Source organism: Pasteuria penetrans (assembly GCF_900538055.1).
In the GTDB taxonomy this organism is placed as follows: domain Bacteria; phylum Bacillota; class Bacilli; order Thermoactinomycetales; family Thermoactinomycetaceae; genus Pasteuria; species Pasteuria penetrans.
Genome location: NZ_UZAC03000001.1, coordinates 1,331,814 through 1,356,677, shown reverse-complemented (window position 1 = coordinate 1,356,677; position 24,864 = coordinate 1,331,814). Strand labels below are relative to the sequence as shown.

The 24,864-nt window shown below is 45.9% G+C and carries 21 protein-coding genes; 16 read left to right on the top strand and 5 right to left on the bottom strand.

Annotated elements, in window-relative coordinates:
* Window positions 1–769: 769 nt before the first annotated feature.
* Window positions 770–916 (top strand): hypothetical protein, encoded by a 147-nt coding sequence (locus PPRES148_RS11290; RefSeq protein WP_187820677.1) that lies wholly within the window; start codon window positions 770–772, stop codon window positions 914–916.
* Window positions 917–2,455: 1,539 nt separating this feature from the next.
* On the opposite strand, the gene PPRES148_RS11285 is transcribed toward PPRES148_RS11290, so the two are convergent.
* The gene (locus PPRES148_RS11285) at window positions 2,456–2,995 is read right to left on the bottom strand and encodes a hypothetical protein (protein WP_223127971.1); all 540 of its coding nucleotides are present in this window, start codon (window positions 2,993–2,995) and stop codon (window positions 2,456–2,458) included.
* Window positions 2,996–3,027: 32 nt separating this feature from the next.
* On the opposite strand from PPRES148_RS11285, the gene PPRES148_RS11280 reads away from it, so the two are divergent.
* The 3 genes from PPRES148_RS11280 to PPRES148_RS05555 all read left to right on the top strand — a co-directional run bounded on the left by PPRES148_RS11280 (window position 3,028) and on the right by PPRES148_RS05555 (window position 6,671).
* Window positions 3,028–3,822, top strand: a complete 795-nt coding sequence (locus tag PPRES148_RS11280) for an N-acetylmuramoyl-L-alanine amidase (RefSeq protein ID WP_187820675.1) — start codon at window positions 3,028–3,030, stop codon at window positions 3,820–3,822.
* Between the two features lie 1,449 nt (window positions 3,823–5,271).
* Window positions 5,272–5,436 carry a hypothetical protein gene (locus tag PPRES148_RS11270; RefSeq protein ID WP_187820673.1) on the top strand — a complete coding sequence of 55 codons (165 nt, stop codon included), beginning with the start codon at window positions 5,272–5,274 and terminating at the stop codon, window positions 5,434–5,436.
* A gap of 221 nt (window positions 5,437–5,657) precedes the next feature.
* Window positions 5,658–6,671 carry a CPBP family intramembrane glutamic endopeptidase gene (locus PPRES148_RS05555; RefSeq protein WP_246142955.1) on the top strand — a complete coding sequence of 338 codons (1,014 nt, stop codon included), beginning with the start codon at window positions 5,658–5,660 and terminating at the stop codon, window positions 6,669–6,671.
* Between the two features lie 47 nt (window positions 6,672–6,718).
* Here the strand turns inward: PPRES148_RS05555 and PPRES148_RS05550 are convergent, their stop codons facing one another.
* On the bottom strand, window positions 6,719–7,018 hold the full coding sequence (locus PPRES148_RS05550) for a DDE-type integrase/transposase/recombinase (protein ID WP_223127970.1): 300 nt from the start codon (window positions 7,016–7,018) through the stop codon (window positions 6,719–6,721).
* Between the two features lie 863 nt (window positions 7,019–7,881).
* Between PPRES148_RS05550 and PPRES148_RS05545 the strand changes: the two genes are divergently transcribed.
* The 10 genes from PPRES148_RS05545 (at window position 7,882) to PPRES148_RS05500 (ending at window position 17,294) form a co-directional block, all read left to right on the top strand.
* On the top strand, window positions 7,882–8,946 hold the full coding sequence (locus PPRES148_RS05545; RefSeq protein WP_187820670.1) for a CPBP family intramembrane glutamic endopeptidase: 1,065 nt from the start codon (window positions 7,882–7,884) through the stop codon (window positions 8,944–8,946).
* Between the two features lie 617 nt (window positions 8,947–9,563).
* A complete protein-coding gene (locus PPRES148_RS12315) occupies window positions 9,564–9,761 on the top strand; it encodes a hypothetical protein (RefSeq protein ID WP_149453596.1) in 198 nt (65 codons plus the stop codon).
* Between the two features lie 1,381 nt (window positions 9,762–11,142).
* Window positions 11,143–12,132 (top strand): signal recognition particle-docking protein FtsY, encoded by a 990-nt coding sequence (gene ftsY / locus PPRES148_RS05535; protein WP_149454253.1) that lies wholly within the window; start codon window positions 11,143–11,145, stop codon window positions 12,130–12,132.
* Window positions 12,133–12,352: 220 nt separating this feature from the next.
* Entirely contained in the window at window positions 12,353–13,711 is a 1,359-nt protein-coding gene (gene ffh, locus PPRES148_RS05530) for a signal recognition particle protein (protein ID WP_223127969.1), read from the top strand.
* The gene (gene rpsP, locus PPRES148_RS05525; RefSeq protein ID WP_281289931.1) at window positions 13,708–13,974 is read left to right on the top strand and encodes a 30S ribosomal protein S16; all 267 of its coding nucleotides are present in this window, start codon (window positions 13,708–13,710) and stop codon (window positions 13,972–13,974) included. The genes ffh and rpsP overlap by 4 nt, the downstream gene beginning before the upstream one ends.
* Before the next feature lie 3 nt (window positions 13,975–13,977).
* The gene (gene rimM / locus PPRES148_RS05520) at window positions 13,978–14,532 is read left to right on the top strand and encodes a ribosome maturation factor RimM (protein WP_149453594.1); all 555 of its coding nucleotides are present in this window, start codon (window positions 13,978–13,980) and stop codon (window positions 14,530–14,532) included.
* Window positions 14,529–15,326 carry a tRNA (guanosine(37)-N1)-methyltransferase TrmD gene (gene trmD, locus PPRES148_RS05515; protein WP_342779836.1) on the top strand — a complete coding sequence of 266 codons (798 nt, stop codon included), beginning with the start codon at window positions 14,529–14,531 and terminating at the stop codon, window positions 15,324–15,326. The genes rimM and trmD overlap by 4 nt, the downstream gene beginning before the upstream one ends.
* Window positions 15,307–15,681, top strand: a complete 375-nt coding sequence (gene rplS, locus PPRES148_RS05510; protein WP_149453593.1) for a 50S ribosomal protein L19 — start codon at window positions 15,307–15,309, stop codon at window positions 15,679–15,681. Before trmD ends, rplS begins: the two co-directional genes overlap by 20 nt.
* 90 nt (window positions 15,682–15,771) lie before the next feature.
* A complete protein-coding gene (gene ylqF, locus PPRES148_RS05505) occupies window positions 15,772–16,647 on the top strand; it encodes a ribosome biogenesis GTPase YlqF (RefSeq protein WP_149453592.1) in 876 nt (291 codons plus the stop codon).
* A 47-nt stretch (window positions 16,648–16,694) separates the two neighbouring features.
* On the top strand, window positions 16,695–17,294 hold the full coding sequence (locus tag PPRES148_RS05500; protein ID WP_223127968.1) for a ribonuclease HII: 600 nt from the start codon (window positions 16,695–16,697) through the stop codon (window positions 17,292–17,294).
* 193 nt (window positions 17,295–17,487) lie between these two features.
* On the opposite strand, the gene PPRES148_RS12310 is transcribed toward PPRES148_RS05500, so the two are convergent.
* Window positions 17,488–18,237, bottom strand: coding sequence for a CAP domain-containing protein (locus PPRES148_RS12310; RefSeq protein WP_149453590.1), 750 nt, complete (start codon window positions 18,235–18,237; stop codon window positions 17,488–17,490).
* A gap of 309 nt (window positions 18,238–18,546) precedes the next feature.
* Here PPRES148_RS12310 and PPRES148_RS05490 point away from each other — a divergent pair, with 309 nt between their 5' ends.
* Together PPRES148_RS05490 and PPRES148_RS05485 are read left to right on the top strand one after the other, a co-directional pair.
* Complete coding sequence (locus PPRES148_RS05490; protein WP_187820665.1) at window positions 18,547–19,434, top strand: hypothetical protein; 888 nt, start codon at window positions 18,547–18,549, stop codon at window positions 19,432–19,434.
* A 3-nt stretch (window positions 19,435–19,437) separates the two neighbouring features.
* Complete coding sequence (locus PPRES148_RS05485; RefSeq protein WP_149453588.1) at window positions 19,438–20,313, top strand: hypothetical protein; 876 nt, start codon at window positions 19,438–19,440, stop codon at window positions 20,311–20,313.
* Between the two features lie 781 nt (window positions 20,314–21,094).
* Here PPRES148_RS05485 and PPRES148_RS05480 read toward each other — a convergent pair.
* The gene (locus PPRES148_RS05480; RefSeq protein ID WP_149453587.1) at window positions 21,095–21,982 is read right to left on the bottom strand and encodes a CAP domain-containing protein; all 888 of its coding nucleotides are present in this window, start codon (window positions 21,980–21,982) and stop codon (window positions 21,095–21,097) included.
* 977 nt (window positions 21,983–22,959) lie between these two features.
* Entirely contained in the window at window positions 22,960–24,177 is a 1,218-nt protein-coding gene (locus PPRES148_RS05475; RefSeq protein WP_149453586.1) for a CAP domain-containing protein, read from the bottom strand.
* Between the last annotated feature and the right edge of the window lie 687 nt (window positions 24,178–24,864).

Here is a 24,864-nt window from a genome sequence, read left to right as displayed (position 1 = left end):
AACTGTGTCTTTGTGAATGGTTTACTTGGAAGAGTCCCCGTTGTTACAGTGATTCAGTTGTTGGTAGTTGTCAGTAGCAAGTAGTTTTTGTTTTGTCCTATGTTGGGGTTGTGTCGGGATCGTTGTCAGTGTGGTGGATGTCTCTGGTTACACCGAGACCCCTTATGGTGATGCTAGCTCCCATAAGGGGTCTCTCCTATTGTCATGGAACGGACCTTTTACCCGAAAGACTCTCATTTTACTATAGTAAAATAGATTGTTGATACGATAAAATAGAGAACAGTTCTTGCCCATATGAATTAATTTGACAATAAATACCAATTATTGGTATAATTAGGGCATAGTATGCATTGGAGCAATATTTTGCAGTGTGGGTGCGGAAAAGGTGATGGTTCGAATGTATTTTTCATTTCCAAAATTTCAGTGGTTTCAGTTTCTCCCGTCCTTTGACTTCTTTTCTGATTATGTTTTCTAATCGATAATATAATTATTAGTATATATAAAAATAAAATGGATGGGTTGCTTATATTGACTGGAAAAATTTGTGATATTGAAAATTATGCAGGATGGCTGTTCTATTAATCTCTTTTAACATCATTCAAGGGGTTTAGTTCATACTTTTCTATAAATGTTAGTATTATAGAGTGCTATTATGACAACGACCATCTACACTGCCTTTTTTTCTTTGCCTTTCGCTGTGTTTCAGGTTGCAAAGTTGCACTGTTTTATGGAAGAGGGTCGATAGGAATGGAGACGGATCATCTTCCTGATGGAGAAGCGTTTCATATCCTCATGGGGCCTTTTTGTGGTATTCAGGAGCTGTACGATCGTTTCCATGTCAGGACGGAGGAATCATAATCTGTTGCAATCCCTTTTGGGAAGTTCCCGTGGTATGGAGCGCGAAAGAACAGGGTAGATCTCCGTGTCCACCTGGTTTGCCGTTGCCTTTGGTTTGGGGGATTTGTCATCCCTTTACGAATTCTTTCCAGGATGGCCAATCCCCCCTATCTGAACAGGGAAGTGATTTCTCTCTAGTAGAAATGTCCCCTGTATGGGGCTACACAATGGTACCCCGACTGGATATGGGAAAATCTTTTCGTATGGCTTGTATCGGGTCCATTATGGGCCTCCATAGTCATCATAGGGGTGAATATTTCTAAAAATTTTCTTCCTGTGTCAGGTTCAGACGGATTCCGGGCGATTCGATTCTTATAGTACAGAGTTTGCCGCAGATACGGTCCTCCAGAATGGATCCAGAGATCTCTTTGCCCCACTCCTGTTATGGGAGAGCTCCCACACTTGCTATGTGCGGATTCTACTGGGGTTTTCTGGTTTTGCTTCGGAAGAAAAAGGACCGGGGAACATCTTCTTGCATTTTTAATAATAATTTGGGTTCGTTTTTGTCCCGGGCATCGGGTCAAGAGTAGGGATAGTACTGGCTGATTGATCTGGACATGCCTGCCTTAGTTTTCGTGTTTTCTATCCTAAAATTATAACATATTATTTAATAATAAATACATGTTATTAATACTTTTATTCATTTAATATGTACATTCAATGGAAAAATGGGGATAGGGTTCCGGGAACCTAAGAATCCCGCTGTGGACCTCTGCTTCTACGCCCTCTTCGTTCTTCCCTCGTCCATTTTTGACCATAAATAACATATTGATTGGAAAGAAAGGAGACTCCTGCTTTATCCCGATCGTCAACCCCCGATGGGACAACTCAAACCAGACAAATAAAAAATAGGTATATAAAAAATATAAAAAGGAAGGATGGGGGCGGAACTGAAATATATATTCATTATTTCAATACAATAGTATTTCATATTCCAACCTGAGGAGGCTCGAAAAAGATAAGGGGGGGATTTCCCCCGATCCCCTTGTTTCTGAAAATTCGTATCCACAATGGGATGTTGTCTTCCGAACCATGAAAACTGAATACTTTGCGTTTTTATAATGCACTCATAGAATAGGGAATGGTTTTGTTTTTGTAAAGGTATCATCCTAATTATATTTTCCTATTCTTTGATCATTCCGTAAGGATTGCAGGGTGTTCGCTGTTAGAGTTCATCATTATAGGGGGACTGAAGGGTCTATCAGAGGGAGGAGAATCTGGATAAATCTTCCTTATTATTTTATATATTTTTTATATAATTTTATATAAATAGAATTAGGAAATACCGTTTATATGAGTGGAATCCTGATCATATTTCCAATCAGTTGAAATGGTGGTGTGTCTGTCACTGTGAATGAAGGAGTAGGCAAGAGTTATGTTTGTAAAGTTATAGTTTTTATCGCTATTATTTTATTAAATTTTGTATTTTTTTTGTTTTTTTTACCCGTGCAGGGTAGGGTCCATTTTGTACACCCTAAGTTGCATTCAGATTTTTATGATGATTATGTTTATGATTCATCTTGTAGGGATCCCTGGTGTGTAAGGAATCATTCATTTCCTACACATTCAGGATACTACGATCGGGTGCATCCGACACAAAGGACAGAAGGACAGCAAAATCATTGGGTTGGCAATGGAAAGGGGATGTACACACCCGCAACGAAGCACAGCGAATCGGGACCGTTATCGCCATCGAATGGGGGATACCCGGTAAAATATTATAGTAAAGAAAATAATTACAATAATAAAAATATAGGGGAAATGGGGCGACCGTGGTCGACCTATTCATTACCCCCGTGGCCCTCCCATCCTGGAGACAGGATGGGAACATCATGGTCGACCCATCCATACCCTTCTTCGTGGCCTCCTCATCCTGGAGACAGGATGGGGACATCATGGTCGACCCATCCATACCCTTCTTCGTGGCCTCCTCATCCTGGAGACAGGACGGGGACATTATGGTCGACCCATCCATACCCTTCTTCGTGGCCTCCTCATCCTGGAGACAGGATGGGGACATCATGGTCGACCCATCCACACCCTTCGGGTCCCCCTCATCCTGGGGATGGGATGGGGACATCATGGTCGACCCATCCACACCCTTCGGGTCCCCCTCACCCTGGGGATGGGATGGGAACATCGTGGTCCTCATCTTACCGTCCTGCAGGATCTTCTCCTTATGGTAAGGGAGACCATCGCCCTAATTTTAGCAAGGGTCAATTTTCCGATAGGGAATTGGGGGATGCGCGGAATAAGTTGCCGAGCTGGTTTGCTAAGCCCAGGGTAATTACTCGGGAGGAATGGAGGGCACCAAGAAAACTATCCCGCCGGGGTTCAAATATTAGGGATCACCGTATTGTTAATATTGTCATTCATAATACAGGTTCTTCCTCCTCCGTGGGTACCAGGAACGCGGCCCCGGGATACCTGAGGGGAATTGAAAATTACCACGAGGCTAAGCGGTTCGGTGGCATAGGGTATCGGGCTCTCATTGGAGTTGATGGTGATCTATATGAGGGTTTTCGTGGTTTGGGGCAGGAAAAAGGGGATGCTTTGGAACGTGGTTTTGCTTCCAGTAATGTTAAGGGTCTCAATGCTGGTAGTTACGGAATTGCGATGATCGGTGATTATGAACATAAGGATCGTTTTGAGATTGATAGCCCGGCGGGTAGAAAGTTGATTGATACGATTGTGTATGTTGCTACCCGGGACGGTCGTTGCAAGTTTTGGTTGGATCAGTGGGGGAGGATACAAATTAAAATTCCCAACATCATAGGACATGGTCAGGCCCGCGGGGCGCATACCGATTGTCCGGGCCGTTTCATTTTGCTTAAGATGGGTGATATCAAAAAGGCGGTTAGCGACAGGATCAAGGGGGTAATTGAAAGGGAGTTGATCGTAAGCAAGAGGGGTGCCTATTCCTAGGGATATCGTTCGGATCCTATATTGGTATTGTTACGCATTTCTATAGAATAGAGATTTATAGTTCTAGTGCAGAAGGTAAGATCGAATTCATCATTATATTATAATATATATTATTTCACAACATAAATATCCATTCAATTGGGTTTGGGGTAGTAACTCCCAATGGGTGTGGATGAGAGGGGACCGTTCACCCCCCCTTAGGACCGTAACTAGGAGGGGGTTGTTTGCATATTCTCCTTGATGACAGGGCTGAATAGCGGGTTTTCCTTTGTCTTCGTTATCACCAGAAACAGCGAGAAAGAGTGAATCAGGGGACGGCATGGACTTTGCCTGGAGATTAGGGAGAAAACAAAAATAGTATTGAGTTGTATACACACCAAAATTTAGAATAATTATATTTTTTTAATTGCTATATTATTTATATTGAAAAATTGACGAGAGAAAGAGGAGTAATTTTCTACCTATACAAATAAGAAATTATCCTTAAAAATACGGGAAAATGTCCCCTAAAGGGCCAGAAATTAGGGTTAAAAAATTCCCTTGGGAATGTGTCGAGTAAGCTGTACAAGTACTGAAGGTTGTAAGTAGCCCTTCAGATCCAGTTGGTGGTGGGTAGCAGCAAGATTCAAACTATCCAACATTGTTGTATGGAGACACTCCGGTGGTAAGCGGTTTAGGAAAAGGAGGGGCTAGAATTCTCGTCAGGTGGGGATTAGGAAGACTAACGAAAGTGAACCGTTCGAGGACGTATCGAGAGAAACAGTTTATGTCAAAACCGAGTGTGGCTGGACACATTGGGGGAAGTCATGGAAGACGATCTACACTTACTATTCGGACGAAATGTGGGATGGGAGAAACCTAATCTAGATAGCCCACATGGAACAGAGAGATCGTCGCACGGACGCTTTGATAGAGCGGGGTCAGTCGTAATAAAAAAAGCCAAAGATAACTAAGGGGCCCTGTGTATGAAATCAGATCAGCCCATAGTAGCTGCGAAGTTTTGATAAGGGAGATGGAGGGAGGGGGGGAAAGGATCTGAATGGTCATGTACGAAACAAGGATGAGAACTGTGAAAAGGGGACTCCAACACGGATCAGGCGACTCGTATGAGATGGTAATGTGGGCCCATTTCATTCCCACGGGTTGATCCACTCCCTCTATTCATCATCCACCTATATATTAACGGCTTTGAGCGGTTATCCACTTGTGGACGACCACGTGGGGCCGTTGATCGCGTTTGGAAACAGGTGGTAAAGATGGGGGGGCACGGGGTAGGGAAAACAGAAGCGAAACAATTCCTTGAGCGCTTCCCTAGCATTCCCCAATGGGTTTTCCTACTGATGTTGTGGCTAGCTCATACTTCGTGGGTATTACGACATGGATTGATGAATTGTGATATAGGGGGAAAGGGATCGCCACAGGCTTAAGGGAACGAACGGGTTATGAATTATGAATGCGGGGGCTCATCACATACAAAAAATGGGGATGGATCCTGCTCCGTATCCCCACAAGGTAGATGTTGAAATAGGGGACCGTGGTGGACCCGAAATCGGGGGGTCGATTCTCCTAGCAACGATTCTACTGTCCCAACAATATCCCCATCGTTACAAATAGGAACCTTACACTTCGAATTCTTTATCCGGTCGAATATTCTCCAAATTTATGGTACAATTATCGATAGAAGGAAATTTATGTAAATAAATACCATTTAGTTTTCCTAATTTCAGCTGAATTTTTTCACTATAGGAGAGAAAAAGGGGAATTTTACGATTATGATAGAAACTTTTTTGTTGCCGTTATTCCTATTCCTATTCCTGGGGGTTGTGTGGGCTTTGATGAAATTTGATCATGCCCACTATCAGCATGTGGTGGTACTAGAAAACAGTCCGCGCCGGGGAACGTTGCGAAATTGGGGTAGAGTAGTTGATGTTTTGCTCCCATTAGCGTTTTTTAACATGTTTTTTCGCAAGTTTTTGGATCCTATTAGGTTTTCTGTTACTGCAATTGATTTCACATTTATAGTGGGGGTACTCAAGCGTGTTTGGGATGAATCGGTATTCAGATGGTTGGCCTTATTGGGTTATGTTTTTTTCCTGTCCTTGATATGTATCTCCCTCGTATGGCCAAGATTCCGCGCCTATATGATGTCAAAGCTGAATTTGGATCCGCAGCGATATGCCCATTGTTTTGCGTTTTGGGGGCTCCTTTTTCTCCTCCTGGAGGCTATGTTTACTTGGTCTTTTCTGAGCATTCCAGACTTTATGGGGTATCTCGATAAGATTCCCCCACATGAGTTTGCTCAGGAGCTGATTGTAAGTTTGCTTCTGAATAGTGTTCTGGCCTTCTTGATTGTGGGATGGGGTACCCATCGGAGTTGGTGCGAGGTGTGGGAGCGGTTGGGGTTGAATAGGAGGCCAATGTGGAAGGGATTTTTTCTGACTCCTCTTCTTGTTGTTGCTTTCCTTCTTGTGTTTGGACAGGTGGAGTGGTTTGTTACCTCAATAGGAAATCAATGGGGTGTTTCGCTGATACAACAAACGAATCCTGTTTTTCCCTCGTCGGCTTGGATTATAGTTCCCCTTATGGGAATATGCGCGGGTGTTGGTGAGGAGCTATTATTTCGGGGTGTTTTTCAACCACGTGTAGGGATTTTTATCTCTAGTATTGCGTTTACCCTGATTCATGTTCCAAATGGATATGATTGGTTTGGACTTTTGGGGACTTTCACGATGTCTTTACTATTCGGGTGGATAGCACATCGGTATTCTTTATGGTTGTCTATGTGGGCCCATGCTTTTCATAATGTTATTATATTTCCCTTGATGTTTTTTTTCGCGCGAGCGGGGTAGTTCAATCCTTGGGGTTTGTTCCATGGCAGTCCAAAAAATTGCGGAACTCAAACCTGTCCAAAAAATTGCTTTTCACAATACTTATGATAAGACTTGATGTGCGCATTATGGTTGGGTATCCGTTCGTGGTAGATTCCAGTGGTTTCCATGAATTTGTGAAACTCGTGACTGACAAATTGCGAACCATTGTCTGTTCGAATCATGGGATTTTTCCCCCCTTTTCCCACGTGCTTTTTCAAAGCCTCCTGTATTGCTTTCACAACGTCCTTGGATTTACAGGATAAGTAGACTTGGGAGAAAACAGTAACCCTGTCAAAAACATCGATTATGCCCAAAATTTGAACCATAGTAGGGTCCCGCTTTCCCCCTGTCCTTTCCCTCAATCGACTGATTTCCAATTCTTTACCGTCCAAAAGCCTTTTTAAATCATCAATGGTGCTGGTGCGGTTAAAAAGGTTGGACCTTGGCCGCATATCGGACCTGAGGGTTCAGTTTCGGGAGTGGGGATGGGCAACTCACCCTCTATCAGGGAATAAGGGGTTTTCGATATGAAAACAGAATTAAATTTCCCGAGGTCCCCTTTTTTGGACGAAGTGAAAATCATGAAAATAGGGAAATTAGGAACCACAAAATTAGATATAAAATGAGTTATATCCTAGAGTCCATTGCCAACCGTCCATTCCCGGTAATCAGGTGTTCCTGTGAGGATTTGGGGAACCCGGGCCTCCCACCTAACTCATCCTTACAATCCAGAATTAGGAAAAAACCATCCAAGGATATTTCAGGTTCGAAGTTTGGCCGAGAGTCACAATGGTTGCAAAGTGTGTAGCGTATAACACATATCAAGTCCCCGAATATATAGTAAAATTTATAATAATAAGAAGGAGGTATGCGATATAGTGAGTAATATATATCATAATCGAAAAATTCATACTATTCATTTTTTATTTACATTACAAATTATCTATACATATTATACAGGAGTAATTCATTACCTGTTAGCAATTCAATATATCCTATTTTGAAATATAATTAGTATTGGAAAAAACCAAATCAACTAAATTTTCAACTAACTTTTACTTCCCGCACTAGCACCATCTATGGTACAATTATCGATAAAAGTAAATTTATGTAAGTAGATACTATTTAGTCTTCCTAATTTGATCGAATTTGTTCATTTACGGAAGATAAAAAGGGGAATTTTGTGGTTATGCAATATTTTTTATTAGTGGTATTCCTACTCCTGTTCGTGTGGGTCCTGATGAAATTTGATCATGCCCACTATCAGCATATGGTGGTACTAGAAAACAGTTTGCGCCGGGGGACGTTGCGAAATTGGGGTAGGGTAGTTGATGTTTTGCTCCCATTAGCGTTTTTTATCATGTTTTTCCGCGTGTTTTTGCAGCCTATTAGGTTTTCTGTTACTGCGATTGATTCCACATTTATAGTGGGGATATTCGAGCGTGTTTGGGATGAATCGATATTCAAATGGTTGGCCTTATTGGGTTGTGTTCTTTCCCTGTCCTTGATATGTATTTCCTTTGTATGGCCAAGATTTCGTGCCTATATGATGTCAAAGCTGAATTTGGATCCGCAGCGATATGCCCATTGTTTTGCGTTTTGGGGGCTCCTTTTTCTCCTCCTGGGGGCTATGTTTATTTGGTCTTTTCTGAGCATTCCAGACTTTATGGGGTATCTCGATAAGATCCCCCCACATGAGTTCGCTCAGGAGTTGATTGTAAGTTTGCTCCTGAATAGTGTCCTGGCCCTGTTGGTTGTGGGATGGGGTACCCATCGGAGTTGGTGCGAGGTGTGGGAGCGGTTGGGGCTGAATAGGAGGCCAACGTGGAAGGAATTTCTTCTGATTCCTCTTCTTGTTGTTGCTTTCTTTTTCGTGCTCGGACAGGTAGCGTCGTTTGTTATTTCAATAGGAAATCAATGGGGTGTTTCGCTGATACAACAAACGGATCCGGTTGTTCCCCCATTGGCTTGGATTATAGTTCCTCTTATGGGGATATGTGCGGGTGTTGGTGAGGAGCTATTGTTTCGGGGGGCTCTCCAACCACGCGTAGGAATTTTTATCTCTAGTATTGCATTCACCCTGATTCATGTTTTGAATGGATATGATTGGTTTGGGCTCTTGGGGGTTTTCACGACATCTTTACTATTCGGGTGGATAGCACGTCGGTATTCTTTGTGGTTGTCTATGTGGGCCCATGCTTTTTTCAATGTTTTTCTATCTATCTTGATATTTTTTTCCAAGCGAGCGGGGTAGTTCAACCCTCGGGGTTTGTTCCATAGTAGTCCAATACCTTACCAGTGGCCCCATGGCGGTGCGAAGCAGGATCCATCTCATAGCTCATTGCCTTGTCGTTGGTTCCCACCATTCCCAACAGGAAGAGGGCGAACTATCCAGAATGGGGGCGTCGTCCCCTCATAGGACCATGGGAATAGGATCCATTCATGCGAACACCCGGGGGACACCTCGTTCCGATAAGGGTTTTGGGGTTGATCCTATCTCCAACCATGCACTAGGGAGGGTGACGGGATCTTGCATTTCGATGGCGTGTACGTGTGTCAAGAGGTCGTTCAGGAGATGAAGGTTGCTCGACTCTTTGTAACCGGCTGATAGGTAGCAGGTTACAAACTGCCTAGTGCTGTTGGGGTAAAGTGCCCTGGTTGTGAGCGGCATGCCCCTGTCCGGTGTGAATCAGGGAGATTAGTAAAGCGAACCATATTTAGGCCCTCATAGGGAACCACGAGAGACTGTCGCACGGACACCTGGCTAAGGCCAGGTGTAAAGGGCTAAGGGTATACCAAGGCTTCCGCGAACAGAGTCGGATCAACTCATAGTAGTGAAGAAACCCTTGTAATGAGGGTGGAGCGAAGGGGTTGAATGGTCTGCCTGACCAGCCAACGTACAATCCGAAGCAAGGAGATGATCGTGGGTTAGGCCCGATGGGTCTAACTGGACGCACAATCTGCGATAAGGAGATGATCGCAAGTTGGACCAGGCAACATGGGATCGAAACCCGTATAGAACACAGCAGAGGAAGGTACGAAGAACGTGACACCAGACTGGTGTTTTAAATGGGGAAAATCCTATGGGATCATAAGAGCCACATAATGCGAGAGTAGTACGTGTGGTTCTGTGAGAGGGTTGGCTGAGATGCCAGCCCTACTGGGCGTGAGGGACTTGGCTGAAATGCCGGGTCTACTCGGCAACTGCTATGAGGTAAAGGGGAGGTAAGCCAAGAAATGGATCATCGATATACACCCAACCGATAGGATGGGGGGAAGGGAAAAATTCCAGTAAAAAAAGGGCAGGCTGGTTCAAGGGAGGAAAGAGAATGGAAGAGGGATCAATCGGTGCCCAGGTGGCAAGGTTCTTCGACCCATCTGTATACCAACCTCCGGGTAGAGTGGTAGGGGTAGGATGGTGGCTCACTTCCATGAGGGGACCTACCTACGGGGGATGTAAATTTCGCTGAGTAATGTGTTGCCAAACCTAATGAAGAAGGGGGAAGGATTCTGCGCACACATTGCGGATGAATCCCCCGTTCTATGGGTGCATAATTGCATGTATACGGAAACAAGCAATATAAATAATCATAAAAAGTAAATTATATAAAATTTATTTAAATAAAAATTTATATTCTATGTTGTTCGCCACTTCCTACATAGAATTTAGTATGCAACAAAATTTTAAATAAAAAAATTAAGGATCAACATAAATTCGATTCATCTGGAGTGTGCAAAGGGGGTAAAATGGGAACCAGCGATCCTTATCCTTCAGCGATTTTGGGTGTTCAACAAAAAACAATTGTTGGTAATAAACTTCTGCGTGTACTTTTCCCTAAAGTGGTACTTTTTAACTACAAATTATTGATATGATGGCAACGGTATAGATTTTTTATATTATATAATAATGAAAATTTTTATAATAAATTTTCTGTTATTACAAAATATTCTAAGGAAGTGAGTTTTGACATTGTCTTCTGAGGGAGAACCATTGGTCCAGTATCTTGGGATTTTTCTCTCGGAAATTTCGGTACCCTATCTGGATCTTGTGTGCTCTGCAATCCAATGGTAATACCCCCGATGAATGGGAAGCAGAGGCGGATAGGTTGACACGGGGTGGAATGAATTCGTTGTCATTCCTTTTTCTTCCGGCAGGCCTTTCATTCCGAAATCCTGTATCATGGTGTGTAATGGTATTGGCATAATGTAATGGCGACAGGGTTCCCCTATCCCGCTTCTTTTCCCCCGTTGCCTACGGAAACGAGAGATGAGGATATTTCTCTTTGGAGGGTGCATAGGTTGGGTGGATCATGGGGTGGTCTGGGTAAGGCTTTGTTTCTGTCTTGTTGTTATAGGGTCTGTAGTCGGGTGTTTTACTACCCCACACTGCGGTGACTATAGTTGGTATTCGTATGCAGATGAGTTGATGATGGGAAGTGAGGTAGTTTCCTTGCGTTTTTTTCAGCGTTTGCGTCAGCAGGTGGGTCAGGTTAGGAAGACAACGGATACTTTTGTTCGTGGTTTGTCACGTACACGTAGCCGATTTACCAGCGCCCTGCAGGAAATGGTGGGTAGACGGGGTGAATTGGACGAGGGGCTATACGATCAACTTGAGATGATGTTGTTGGCTGCTGATGTTGGGGTTTCCACCACACAGAAATTGCTCGATCAACTGCAGGAGCGAGTTCGCAAGGAGAGGATTTCGGATGCGGGGCTTGTTCCAGAGATTCTGGCTCAATTGGTGAGGGATATGTTGATTTCATCGGGTGACGCGAGTCCCCTACGTCGTGCGGACCAGGGACCTACCGTCTATCTCTTTGTGGGTGTCAATGGGGTGGGCAAAACAACAACTATTGGAAAGTTGGCTTATCGTCTACGACAAGGGGGTGACAGGGTACTATTGGCCGCGGGGGATACTTTTCGGGCTGGTGCCATTGAGCAGCTCGCGATTTGGGGGGAGCGAACAGGGGTAGATGTCATCCGTCAGATGGAAGGGGCTGATCCAGCGGCAGTTATCTATGACGGTATCCAGGCAGCAAAGGCACGTGGGATCGATGTGTTACTTTGTGATACAGCGGGTCGATTACAGAACAAGAGGAATCTTATGCAGGAATTGGCCAAAGTCAAAAGGGTCATAACTCGCGCTATTCCCGAAGCCCCCCATGAGGTGTTACTCGTACTGGATGCTACTACGGGTCAGAATGCTCTACATCAGGCAGAGCAATTTTGTGAAGTGGTAGATATTACAGGATTGGTACTGACTAAGCTAGATGGTACAGCGAAGGGGGGGATTGTTCTGGCTATTCAGGATACGATGCAGATTCCGATTCAATGGGTTGGTCTAGGTGAATGTCCTGATGATCTGATGCCCTTTGATGCCGATATGTTTGTACATGCAATGTTTGCCGACTCCTCCCCTGTTCAAGGGGGGGAGTCCTAGTCTTATCCTCAATAGTTTCCTGTGTAGGACAACGTTTTACCGTGAGTGGGTTGGCTTGACGGTGCTTGAAGGATACCGTATAGTGAAAGGGAGCTGTGTTACCCTCGGTTTCTTTGGGATTAGGGGTGATCCCGTGGCGTGCTTGTGTTTTTCCTGATAGGGGTGTTCCGGATCCTAATCGAGTTGGGCCTACTTACGATAGAGAAGGGATGTGTTCCCCGTGTTTGCGCGGTTGTCAGAACGTTTACAGAATGCAGCACGTAGCTTGCGGGGCAAGGGGAAGGTAGGTCCTACGGATGTGAAGAGGGCCATGCGTGAGGTCCGTATAGCCCTTCTGGAAGCAGATGTTCACTTCTCCATCGTGAAGGATTTTGTAGATCGTGTTACGGAACGAGCGTTGGGAAAGGAAGTCTTAGCGGGTCTCAACGCGGGCCAACAGGTAATCGAGGTTGTGCAGGAGGAGCTTACGGTACTGATGGGTGGTGATGCCGCTGAGTTGGTGAAGGTCCCTAAGCCACGCCGGATTTTGCTTGTTGGGTTGCAAGGGGCCGGAAAAACCACAACGGCTGGGAAGTTGGCCCGTTATCTTGTAAGACAGGGGCGTACTCCCCATCTGGTAGCGGCCGATGTGCATCGCCCTGCTGCGGTTCATCAGTTGGAGGTATTGGCGAAGCAGGTAGGCGTGGTTTGTACATCCCCTGTTCAGGGGGAGGGGGCTGTGTCGGTGGCCGCGCGAGGTCATGAGGAGGCTCTCTCCAGTGAACGTGATGATGTAGTGATTGATACCGCTGGCCGTCTCCACATTGATGCGGTGATGATGGACGAGTTGCGACAGGTGGCAGCCAGTGTGAAGCCGGACGAGGTCTTGCTTGTAGTGGACTCCATGACGGGTCAGGATGCTGTTCAGGTGGCCAGGACTTTTCATGAACAGATCACCCTCACAGGGGTGATTCTTACGAAGCTGGACGCTGATGTCCGTGGTGGGGCGGCTCTGTCCGTTCGGTCCGTTACAGGTTGCCCTATCAAGTTGGTGGGGACAGGTGAGAGAATCGATGATTTGGAGTCCTTTTTTCCCGATCGTATGGCCTCGCGGATCCTTGGCATGGGCGATGTTCTAACGCTGATTGAGAAAGCTCGCTCCGCTGTGGATGAAAGGGAAGCCCGTGCTATGGAGGAGCGTTTGCTCCGTGATGAATTTACGATCGATGACTTGTTGGGGCAAATAGAGAAGTTTCGTAGTATGGGGACGTTTAAAAGTTTGATCTCGATGATGCCAGGCATGAATGTGGCCAAGTTGATGCCGCAGCTAGAAGGTGGTGAGAGGGAGTTCGATCGTATTAGGGCGATGGCGCGGTCGATGACTGTAGGGGAGCGTGCCAAACCTGAAATCATCAATGCTAGCCGTCGTCGTCGCATCGCTAACGGGAGTGGCACCACAGTGACCGAGGTGAATCGTTTGTTGAAGACGTTTGCCGGTCTTCGCGTTTTTTTGGGTCAGATGGTAGGTACGGCCAAGGGCAAACGACGTAATCTTACATTGCCTATTCCCCCTTCTAGGGGTAGTTTTAGAAAGAGGTGAAAGTAGTGGTTCGTATTCGTTTACGTAGAATGGGTGCCAAGAAGAAGCCTTTCTACCGTATCGTGGTTGCGGAGTCCCGTTCCCCCCGCGATGGTCGCTTTATCGCTCAGTTGGGTTATTATGATCCTCTTACGGAGCCCTCCACTGTGAAAGTGGACGTTGAGGAGGCCAGAAAGTGGTTGTCGCAGGGGGCCCAGCCTTCTGATACGGTTGCTAGTATTTTTCGACGGCAGGGTATTCTGGATCGTCCTCAGCCGGGTTGATGGATGGTTGGGCCCCTTCCCCCCACGCGTTGGTTGATGGTTGGGTCTATTGTGGCCACACAGGGTCTCTGTGGTGGAGTTAGGGTGCATTCCACTACTGATTTTCCTGAGATTCGTTTTCAGAAAGGGGGAAGCTTGTGGGTTCGCCCTCCGGTACGGGGGAACCCTTTCTTCCCCTTGCCCACGGATCCATTACGGATCGCCCGTTCTCGACCCCACAGGGCGGGTTACATAGTTCATTTCGTGGGTTGGGATTCGATTGAGGTGGCAGAGCGTTATCGGGGGTGTCGTCTTGCGGTCCCCTATGAGGACCAGGCGCCGAGTGTCGAAGGGGAGTATTACTATCAAGATATTGTTGGGTGTCGCGTGGAAACTGTGGCCGGGGAAAATCTGGGTGAGGTTATTGGTATTCGCTCTATGCCTGCGCAGGATTTATGGGTGGTGCGTGACCCTGGAGGGCAGGTATGGATGCTTCCCTACACGGATGCGTTGGTGAAGGAAGTAGACGTTAGTAGGAAGAGGGTTTCGATTGTTTGGTTGGAAGGACTGCGTGGATGATTCGTTTTGATGTAATTACACTTTTTCCCTCGATGTTTGGCGATTTTCTCTCGACCAGTATCATTCAGCGGGCGCAGACGAAGGGGAAGTTACAGGTGGTACTTACTGATCCGCGTTCGTTTGCCTGTGATGGGTATGGTACGGTTGATGATGCCCCCTATGGTGGTGGTGGGGGGATGATCCTCAAACCGGAACCCATCTTTGCGGCCGTGGAGCACGTGTTGCGGGGTAGGGATCTACCGGTCCTTTTGTTTTCTCCCCAGGGGAGGGTTCTCACGCAGTCCCTCGTGAAGGAGATAGCCCTCCATCCGTGGTCCGTTTTGTTGTGTGGTCATTATGAGGGTTTCGATGAACGAATACGGTCCCTGGTTACTCTGGAGGTGTCGATCGGTGACTATGTTTTGACGGGTGGCGAATTACCTGCAATGGTCCTTATCGATGCAGTGTCTCGTTGTGTCCCTAGTGTTTTGGGTGGTGAGGATGTGGTGGGTAGAGATTCCTTTGGGGAGAGTGGTCTGCTAGAATATCCCCATTACACGAGGCCATTTTGTTTTCGTTCCCTGGAGGTTCCATCCGTGCTCCGTTCGGGTAATCATCGGTTGATAGAACAGTGGCGCCGGCGGCAGTCGCTGTTGCGCACTCTACAGAGGCGTCCAGAGTTATTGCGGAGTGCCCGCCTTACGGCAGAGGATTATGTTTTCCTGCGTACCAAGGTAGGGCGATGTTCGGTTCGCAAATCGGTGGAGTGGGTAGAGAAAGGAGAGGATATGAAGGATGCAGGGGTTGATTCATAGTGTAGCTGCTTCACAACTGCGGGGGGATTTTCCATCCTTTCGCGCGGGAGATACGGTACGGTTGCACGTTCGTGTAAAGGAAGGGCAGCGGGAAAGGATTCAGTTGTTTGAGGGGGTAGTCATTCAGCGTCGTGGTTCGGGGATTAGTGAGACGTTTACGGTACGTAAGGTTTCCTATGGAGTAGGGGTGGAGCGTGTTTTTCCCCTCCAAACACCGCGGTTGGCAAAAATCGAGGTGGTGGCCTGTGGGCGCGTTCGACGGGCCAGATTGTTTTATCTTCGTAAGTTGCGCGGTAAGGCGGCGCGCATCCGTACGATCCATACGCCACACGGCCGTGGTAAGAAGGAGGTCTGAGGCAGGGGGCTGCTCTTTTGTAGCCTCCTGTTATTTTGTTTTTGCAGCCCTTTGGTTCAAAAGAGGGCAAGGGGGGTGGAGGAAAGGATCGTGATTCAGTGGTTTCCGGGGCATATGGCACGGGCGCGGCGGCAAATAGAATCCCAACTGGGTCGTGTGGATTTGGTTTGGGAGATAGCAGATGCACGGTTGCCCCAGGCGAGTCGTAATCCGTTGCTCGATGAATTGTGCCAACACAAACCCCGATTGGTGATTATCAATAAAACCAATCTAGCGGATCCTGTGGTTACCCAACAGTGGTTGAAATATTTCCCTCAACGAGTTGTAACAATGGACGTACAGAGTGGTAAAGGTGTGACGTCTGCAGTGGAGACTAGTAGGAGATGGGTTCGATCTTTGCGACAAAGCACACGTTGGGGTAGTCTACAACGGGGGATACGGGCTATGGTAGTAGGGATTCCCAATGTGGGGAAATCCTCACTCATCAATCGGTTGGCACGACGATCCTCTTCGGCAACGGGAAAATTGCCGGGGGTCACGCGTGCGCAACAATGGATTCGCGTTCATGACGAATTGTTGTTGCTGGATACACCTGGGTTATTGTGGCCGTCTTTCTCGAAGCCTTCGCTGGGCAAGGTGCTTGCTGCCACAGGGACCATTCGGGATGCCCTGTTTCCTCCGGAGGGGGTGGCCGTTTTTCTCTTGCGCTGTTTGTATCGTACCTACCCCCAGGTTGTACGGGATCGTTACGGAGGAAAGTTTTCTGATCTTCCTCGACATGCCTGGTTATCCCATATTGGGAGACAACGTGGTTGTCTACGGGCAGGGGGAGTGGTAGATACGGAGAGGGCTGCTGCCGCTGTGTTGAGTGATTTTCGATACGGAAAACTGGGTCGCGTTACCCTACAACGTCCTCCGTCCATGCTTCAAGGGGGGGAAACCTTTCCCCCCTCTTATCACCCATGACATTGTTTTCTTGTGAACGGGCGGCTTGTTCCCTCTGGCATTATGAATTGGCCTGGGAAGCTTGCGGATACCGTGGGATAGCCGGTGTTGATGAGGCCGGACGGGGCTGTTGGGCGGGTCCTGTGGTGGCAGCGGCTGTGGTGTTGTATGGGGGCGGGGGGGCGACTATGTGGAAGGGTTTGTACGATTCCAAACGTCTCAGCTCCCAGCAGAGGCAATATTGGTTGGGTTGCATTCGATCCCATGCATGTGCGGTGGGCATTGGTTGGCGTGAGGTGGCTACTATTGACCGTTTGGGGATTGTCCCCGCTACTCAGGGTGCTATGCGGGATGCTTTATCCCGGTTGGCTTGTTCCCTACAGGTGGTTTTGGTAGATGGATTCTATCTGCCGGGTATTCACTACCCGCAGGTTCCTTTAGTAAGAGGGGATCAACGGAGTATTTCGATTGCCGCTGCTTCTATTGTAGCCAAGACCTATCGTGATACATGGATGATGCATTTGGACAAGCAGATGCCGCAGTACGGTTTTTCATCCCACAAGGGCTATGGGACGAAACAACATAGGTTGGCACTGGCTACCCACGGTCTATCCTACCACCATCGCAGGAGTTTTGCCCCCCTACGCGCGTTGTTGTCCTCTGTTTGAACGGGTATCCCTCTTTCCCCCTTCCTGGGGGGACCCTTCGGAATCTTGTTAGGGTGGAGTGTATTCGTACCTCTATGGATAAATAGAACAGGGCTAAGTTTGGGTTCTTCCTATATACAGAGGAATATATTCTTCGATCTTCCTATCCACACATTCTTCTGCGGGTGATTATGAGTCCACCTATCTGTCCTCATCAATTGTGGAATACGGCAGTGGTATTTTCCTCAGAGCGGCCTATATTCATTTCCTTGACATTGGGATTTAGCATGTTGGCATTATGGGGGGGACTGTTTTTCCACCCCTCAACGACTTCCTCCGGCGTGGGATGTCCCTCAGCTAGATTCTCCGCACTTTCCCGGTTGCGTTTGCCGGTTTTTCTCAGCATTTCCTTAGAATCACCAATCCCTGGCATGCCGTGCTCCATGCCATGCTGTTTTATCCTTCTTGATTTTTCCCGGGTGATTCCCTTTAGACTATCATCGTTTGTGGAAAGTGGCTCTAGGCCATTATGGATACGGTATTCATTGATGAGCCCGGCTACTTTTGCCTCAAATTCAGAGTGGCTGTTTGATTCAGTTTTCGGGGCCACAGTTTTCTTGGATGGTAGCCTTGTTTTACGAGTTTTCCTTTCCCCTTCTTCACCCCTCCGGAGGTCTTTTTTCTGTGGATGGGTTTTGGGGGTTGGCTTTGGGGTTATCATCAGATCAGGTATGGGTTGATTGGATATGGGTGTGCGCGGCGGGGTTGTTATGACTTGTGATTCTATCGTCCTGGGGGATGAATCATTCGTAGAGGGGGGTGATGTTTCCCTCTGGATCCAGAAAATAAGGGTACTTGTCAGGCAGATGGTAAGAATGGTTGCCCTCGTGGGAAGATAGCGGTCGTAATTTTTCCCTTGTCGTCGTCTTCGTCCCCTCCTAGGTATTGTTTGCCATAATTCCATTGCATTTCTCCTATTCTTGTGCAGGAACAGTGGGCGCCTGTGGGTGTATTTTATGGATCTATCTCCTTATATTTCTTATATTTTTTCCTAATGTTTCATAATTATTATAGGGATAACGGGTGCCCGGGATATTAGGAGTTCATTGGATGGAGCGAAGGAAATGAAAATGATGGATCCTGCCGTATATCTTATCGCATGGACCAACCGAAAGGATCTCCAGAATCAGGAGAACGAGAGTGGGTTGGTTACTCCCTATTAATATGATAACAATGATCGCAGAAATAGGTAAGGGGGGACCTACTTTCCCAATTGGGGGTGGAGGGTGTTATGATAGGGCTCATTGTACTGGGTTGGTTGTTTCATAGTCTGATGTTTTGGCATGCCTATTGGTATTTTATTGCCCCCTCTTCCTATGATAATTTTATTATTATTTATTCATTATATACTATTTTTTATATTATTTCCCTGTGTTCCCTCCCCTATTGTCCCTATGGGGGAAAACGTAGGATATGGGATCGCCTGCGGTGGGTTCATCAACAATGGGTGCAACTCCGTCAACAAAGGCGTGAGTTACGTATACAGGCACGTGTCCAAGGGATTGCAGGCTGGCGTTGGCATGGTTTGTCCTATCTGGGTGTGATGATGTCTGTTGTTTCCCTGTATCCGGCCTCGGAATGGCGATCATCCTGGTGGTCGGCCTGGATTTCCACCCTGGGTTTCTTGGGTTGGATCGCAATTTTTGGTTGGAAAATACGGTGCGAAGAGAGATGGGGCCATGGGGAGGGGACTGTGGATCGTAGTTTTGTCCATCGTCGATTGTTACAGGTGGTACTTTCTTATAGTTTACCATTGTTAGCCTTTCCTTTGTGGAGGCTAGTGATGGGTACCCGTTACCAAGGATGGTTTGTTATAGGGGTTCTATTTTTCTATTCCTTCTCCGTTTTTCCTATGTGGGGACACCTTTTGCTTGGGCAGAGGACCGCTCCACCCCATTTTTCCCCCTGGAAACCCTGGCATCCCTATGGTCATTTGGTGGTGGAACGGGATGGAGAGGTGGGGTTTGGGGATTATGTGAGATCATCGGGCGGGGTTCCTCTTCCCCTAGTAGTTTTTTTCATAATTTTCGGGGCCTTTGTATTGTTATTTTTTCTAGCTCGTTTCCTCATTTACATAAGGTTTGGGATAGGAAGGGAATGAGGGGTGGTAGGTGTGGTGCGGCGGTTATCGCGGGGGGTCATGTCCTCTATATGGAAGTTTTTCTCTGTTAGCTTTTGTTTGCATGCATTGTTGTCGGGGGTGATGTTTCTCCATCTTCGTAGTGTTCATGATGATACTTTTTTTCCTATCATCTTTTTTGCATTTACTTTCCTCGCCTATTTGAATTCGCTAACTGTTTTTCCCAACGCCGGGGGGAAAAGGGATTGGCGGCATCATCTAGGGTTCATCGACAGGCAGTTTAGGGAGCTCTCCCGTTACCGAAAAACCTGCTATCGGTTGGCGAAACAGAGAGGTATTGCGGGTTGGCGTTGGTATGCCGTGCCCTGGATGGGGGTCCTGTTTTTTCTGCTCTCTATAGGTGTGTCCTTTGGTATTGACCTCCTACCGGTGGGTCTGGTGGTAGGCATGATCCTCTGGTGTGCTGTTTTCAAGTGGCAGACACTACGGGAGGAGCGTTGGTGTGCAGAATCAGGGGAAATCGATCGTAATTTCGTCCATCGTCGGATTAGCCAGTTTCTTTTCTTCTACCCCATACCCTTGCTCCTGTTTTATGGATGGGTTCATTTTTCCGTAGTGGATCATAGTAAGGATTATTTTGCTATTGTTTTTATATCCTACTACTCCGTTTCTGTGTTTCCTTCTTGGTTGCAATTGCTTCTCGGTCAACGAACGGGTTCCTCCAGGGATCGATCCTTATGGAAATCCATCAATTCTTACGGTTGTTTTGGAAAAGTGGATCACTACAGTATTAGGACGGGGGGGAGAACCACATGTACCTTTCTTGAATTTCTTCCATTGGCGATGGCCGGTGTGGTGATCTTGATTGTGGTAAAAATTGGGGTACATGGATTGCTATAGGCTTCTTTGGTCTGTCCACAAGAGGTATATCAGACAAAAACATACCTATATTGGGTGTGTTTCTGTGTGGGGTAGCATTTCGTTGGAGATGTGAATTCCCGAACAAGGTTTTCAGGTGGGATTTCCCCCCACCCTTGGGACTCCCTTAGGGGCTTCATATGTACAATGATTTTATTATTTATAATATAAAATGTATATTTGGGTCCTGATCCTTTCCTCCCTTTCCCAACGTCCTATGTTTTCATAAGGATAGCTGCCCGTATACGTGGAATCCTATCCTTCTTGCAGAGCTGATACTCCACCATTTAGGTCCCCAATGGCTACCTTGCCTGGGAATTCTAGGCGGCAAAGGGGAAAAGGTGGCCATTTACACAGAGTGATAGAACATAGATGGGGATGGTGTCTGGGGGATTCTTTGCATTGGATATGGTCCCCCTGAAACATTTTTAGTACCTGGGACCAGGTTTTCAAAAATATTTGCTTGTGGTATTGTTTCCATTGGGTATACCTGGTTTTGTTCCATTCCTATCCTAAATCTACTGTGGATGAGGGGGTCCTCTTGTGCGAAGGATGTAGGGAGGTCCAAAAAGCCCTTAGCAGGGTTTTTCAATCACTTGAGAACCCATACGATTATTGTTATTTAATGAATTTTTCATTTTTGGAATGGTCTCGGTCGAATAGGTGTTTATAGGACCAATACACACCCTATAAAGGTGTGTATTGGTTTGGTCCTTTTCCACTCTGAGTATCTTGATCCTGTAGTTGATTTTTTGTACAACTCTTAGGGTAATGAACCATTCCCATTGGTTTCAATGACGGTGGTCCATTCATTAGAGGAGGTGTCTTTGATGAGACCAATTCCTACTTTTGCGGCATCCCTATCCTTGAGAATAGTCATGTGATTGATCCCTTTAGGTCCTGGATCCCTTTCTTTGAGCATCTTTTCTAGACTTGTTTTACCGGCATCCTGGTCTTGACCAACACATTCAGAACTTGGGGGGAATCCCATGGGTTGGCTATTACTGGGGGGCAGATTGTGTACGGCAGGTCCTAATTTCCCGATGTCCACTCCCCTCTTGACTATGGTCTTGGCTTTTTCGTTTGCTTTTTTTGTATAGGTGGGATCCAACGTGACAGGATCCGATCCGTTCTCACGTCGGAATTTGTTGATGCGATCCAGAATAGCCTGTACATTTTGTGATGAGGCCGTTCCATCTGTTTTGGTATCATGGTTGGATGGGTCTGTATTTGTTTCAATATGGTTGTTGGTGGGGGTATCGGTTATATTTTTTTCTTCAGATGATTCAATTTCCAGGAATTTTTTTAATTTTTCGATTATTTTTTTTGATTCTTTCCCAATCATTTCAGGGATGGAGTCTTCTTCCTCTTCATAGGTAGGTTTTTCGATGGGGTCAAGATCAGATCGCCATTCTTTGTTGCCCTCTTGCAACCCCCAATTCGTATGGTTCTTATCGTTCCCGGTCGTCGCTTCCCGGTACCCCATGTCCGGGGAGGGTGGTACGTTAGAACAGGATTGGGATTGGCAATCCGTTGATGGTGTACTTTGGTCGGGTTGTGCGTTGAGTGGTAGAGCAGGGAGTGTGAGTGCGCCGAGACTTGTGATAAAGAGTATAGGGTGGGGGAAGGTTTTTTTTCTGATCCATTTCATAGTATAACTCCTTTCTTGTGGGTTTTGATTGGGGGGGCGTTCATTTTTTTCGACCTGTGTTTATCCTTAGGCATGTAATTTCCTTTTTTCTGTAGTGAGTGGTTTTTCCTCTCGATATGAAGTAGAGGGATATCGTAGGCCCCTTCATGACTAAAACACCGCTTATAACACAAAACCTCTGCTACGTGATTGTTTCTTAGTGTAAGTTAATTTTATTTATAAATAATTATATTCAATATTAATCTTTCACCTGTTTTGGGGATCTGAATAGTTTCCATTGGGTATATCTGGCTTTGTTCTATTTCTGATCCATTGTAGGTGGAGATTCCCCTGTATCAAGAGTGTAAAGTGGTCTAAAGTCTATAGTAGGGTTCTTCAATCACGGGGAACCGATCCAATTTTTTTATTGAATACGTGTATATATTAAATAAAAGCACCTATCGCATGTATTGGTTGGTAAATATTATTTTTTGATAGAAAATACAAAAACTGAAGGGGTCGTGTCTAGAGGACTGGATCAGTATGATCCATATCTTTGATCCGATATCCCAAGATTTTTAGCCCCCCAAATGGACCAACCGGATTTTCTGTTCACCCCCCAGCCAACCGGGGATGGGATCGATGATATATATAGATTGGTATCACATCCTTATTTCTCCAGAGTTGGTTTTTTTGAGGCCATAGGATGGGATGGAAGGGTAATCTGTTGTCCCCCATGGGTTTGTATTACAAATCATCGTGCGGATCGTATGGGTATTTATATTATACAGTATAATTTTATTTTTATAAATAATATATTTTTTCTTATTGTTTCATTTATTGCCATTTGATAGTTTTTTTATTTTCCGACAGAGTTTCGGTCGGATAGGTGCTCATAAGACCAACACACACCTTGGTAGAGTGTGTGTTGGTCCCGGATATGGTTTTTTTTCCGCCCCGGGTATTTTGATCCCGTGGTTGATTTTTTATACAGTTTTCTAGGGTAAGATGCCATCCCCATTGCTTTCAATTACGAGTGTCCACCCCCGGTAAGGGGGCATATTTTCGCTGTGGATGAGGCCAATCCCCATCTTTGTGGCGTCCTTATCTTTGAGAACAGTCATGTGATTGAGATATCCAGGTCCTGGATCCTTCTCCGCGAGCATTATTTCTAGACTTCCTTTACCAGCATCCCCGTCCTGACCAACACATTCAGCACTTGTGGGAAATCCCATGGGTTGGCTATTACTGGGGGGCACATCATGTATGCTGTGATTTGTGGCGCTCGCCCTTCTCTTGACTATGGTCTTAGCTTTTTCGTTTGCTTTTTCTGTATAGGTGGAATCCAATGTGATGGGACCCGATCCGTTTTCACGACGGAATTCATTGATGCGATTCAGAATAGCCTGTATATTTTGTGATGGGGCCGTTTCATTTGTTTTGGTATCGTTGGGTGGGGCTGACGGGTCTGTACTTGTCCCAGCGTGGTTGCTGGTGGGGGAGTCGGCATCGGTTTTGATGTTATTATGGTTGGGTGGTGGGGTTGATGGGTCTGTACTTGTCTCAGTAGGGTTGCTGGTGGAGGGGTTGTTGGTTACATTTTTTTCCTGTGGTTCCTTCACCGGGCTTTGGGGGGTACTGTGTTTGTCGCGTTTTTCCCTTGTGGGGGTGGTGTCGGGTTTTGATTTTGTCTCATGGATTTCTTCTTGATGAGATTTATTAGAATCAAGATCGGATTGTTCCCTTTTGTTGTCCCCTTGTTCATCGTCCAAATTTTTCCCATCCGAGGAACGAATCATAGTAGTTTTACCGCTGGGTTCTTTGACCCGAACGTCTATGGTGTGTCCTCCCTTGAGTTGATAGGAGCATTCTGCTAGTTCGTAACCACTTTTCATTATTTTATCCTTTAATTTATCGTCTATAGATTTTGTGGGTATGGGTTTCCAGTGGTCCGTTTCCGAAAGTCTGCTGCATCCTTCTTCCCCGGATTGTTTCTCTGACGGACTGTTTGTCTTTGTTGGTATGGTATTTTTCCTGTTTTGTTCGTCGTGTGATGATGAAGGATTCTTGGTTTGTTTGTCTTCGCTCTCTCCCTTAGAGTTTAGATTATTGGGTTGGGCGTTGGTTGATAGGGAGAGGGCAGGGAATGTGAGTGCGGTGAGACTCGTAATGAGGAGTATGGGATGAAAGAAATTTGTTATTTTAATTTGTTTCATAATGATTACCTCCCTATTTTATGAGTTTTTACTGAGCAGTCGGATGCCACCTGTGGCTTCCATGATTTGGAATTTTTGGGGATGGGGGTTAGTACTACGAGGTGATTTGGGATGTTTGGTTTCCTTCTTGTATCCAGGTTTGTCCATTCAGATATGAGATGTTTTTTTGTTGTAGGCGGGCCCTTTTTTTTCTGGTATTTGGTTTGGGATAATTATAGGGGGTATTTGAAATCATCCATACTAAAATGTAATTTGTATTCTATAACTCTCTGGCTGTGGTTATTTTTTTATTGATTATATTCATAAAAATAAGAAAATTGTTTCCCGATGTGAGGAGTCTCCCGGAACATTCCCCCATCAGGTTGCATTTTCGTAGAAAGGTTTGTCTTTATGGGGTTCAGCGGCTTGTTTGTTAGGGTAGGAAGTGCGAGCGTAGAGGGACTTGTAATGAAAGGATACGTGGCGTGGGGTGCGGTGAAGGGTTCTTTCTTGATCCGTTTCATATTCATAATAGTTTGTATTCGGATTTCATTATTGCTGTATTTATATTATATATTTATATTGTGCAAAAAAAATTTATTTTTATAAACAATATATTTTTTCTTATTGTTTCATTTATTTACTTATGATAAATTTTTTATGATAAATTTTATGCCCTCCAAGTTGGAGGGCTTAGTTCAGAGAGAA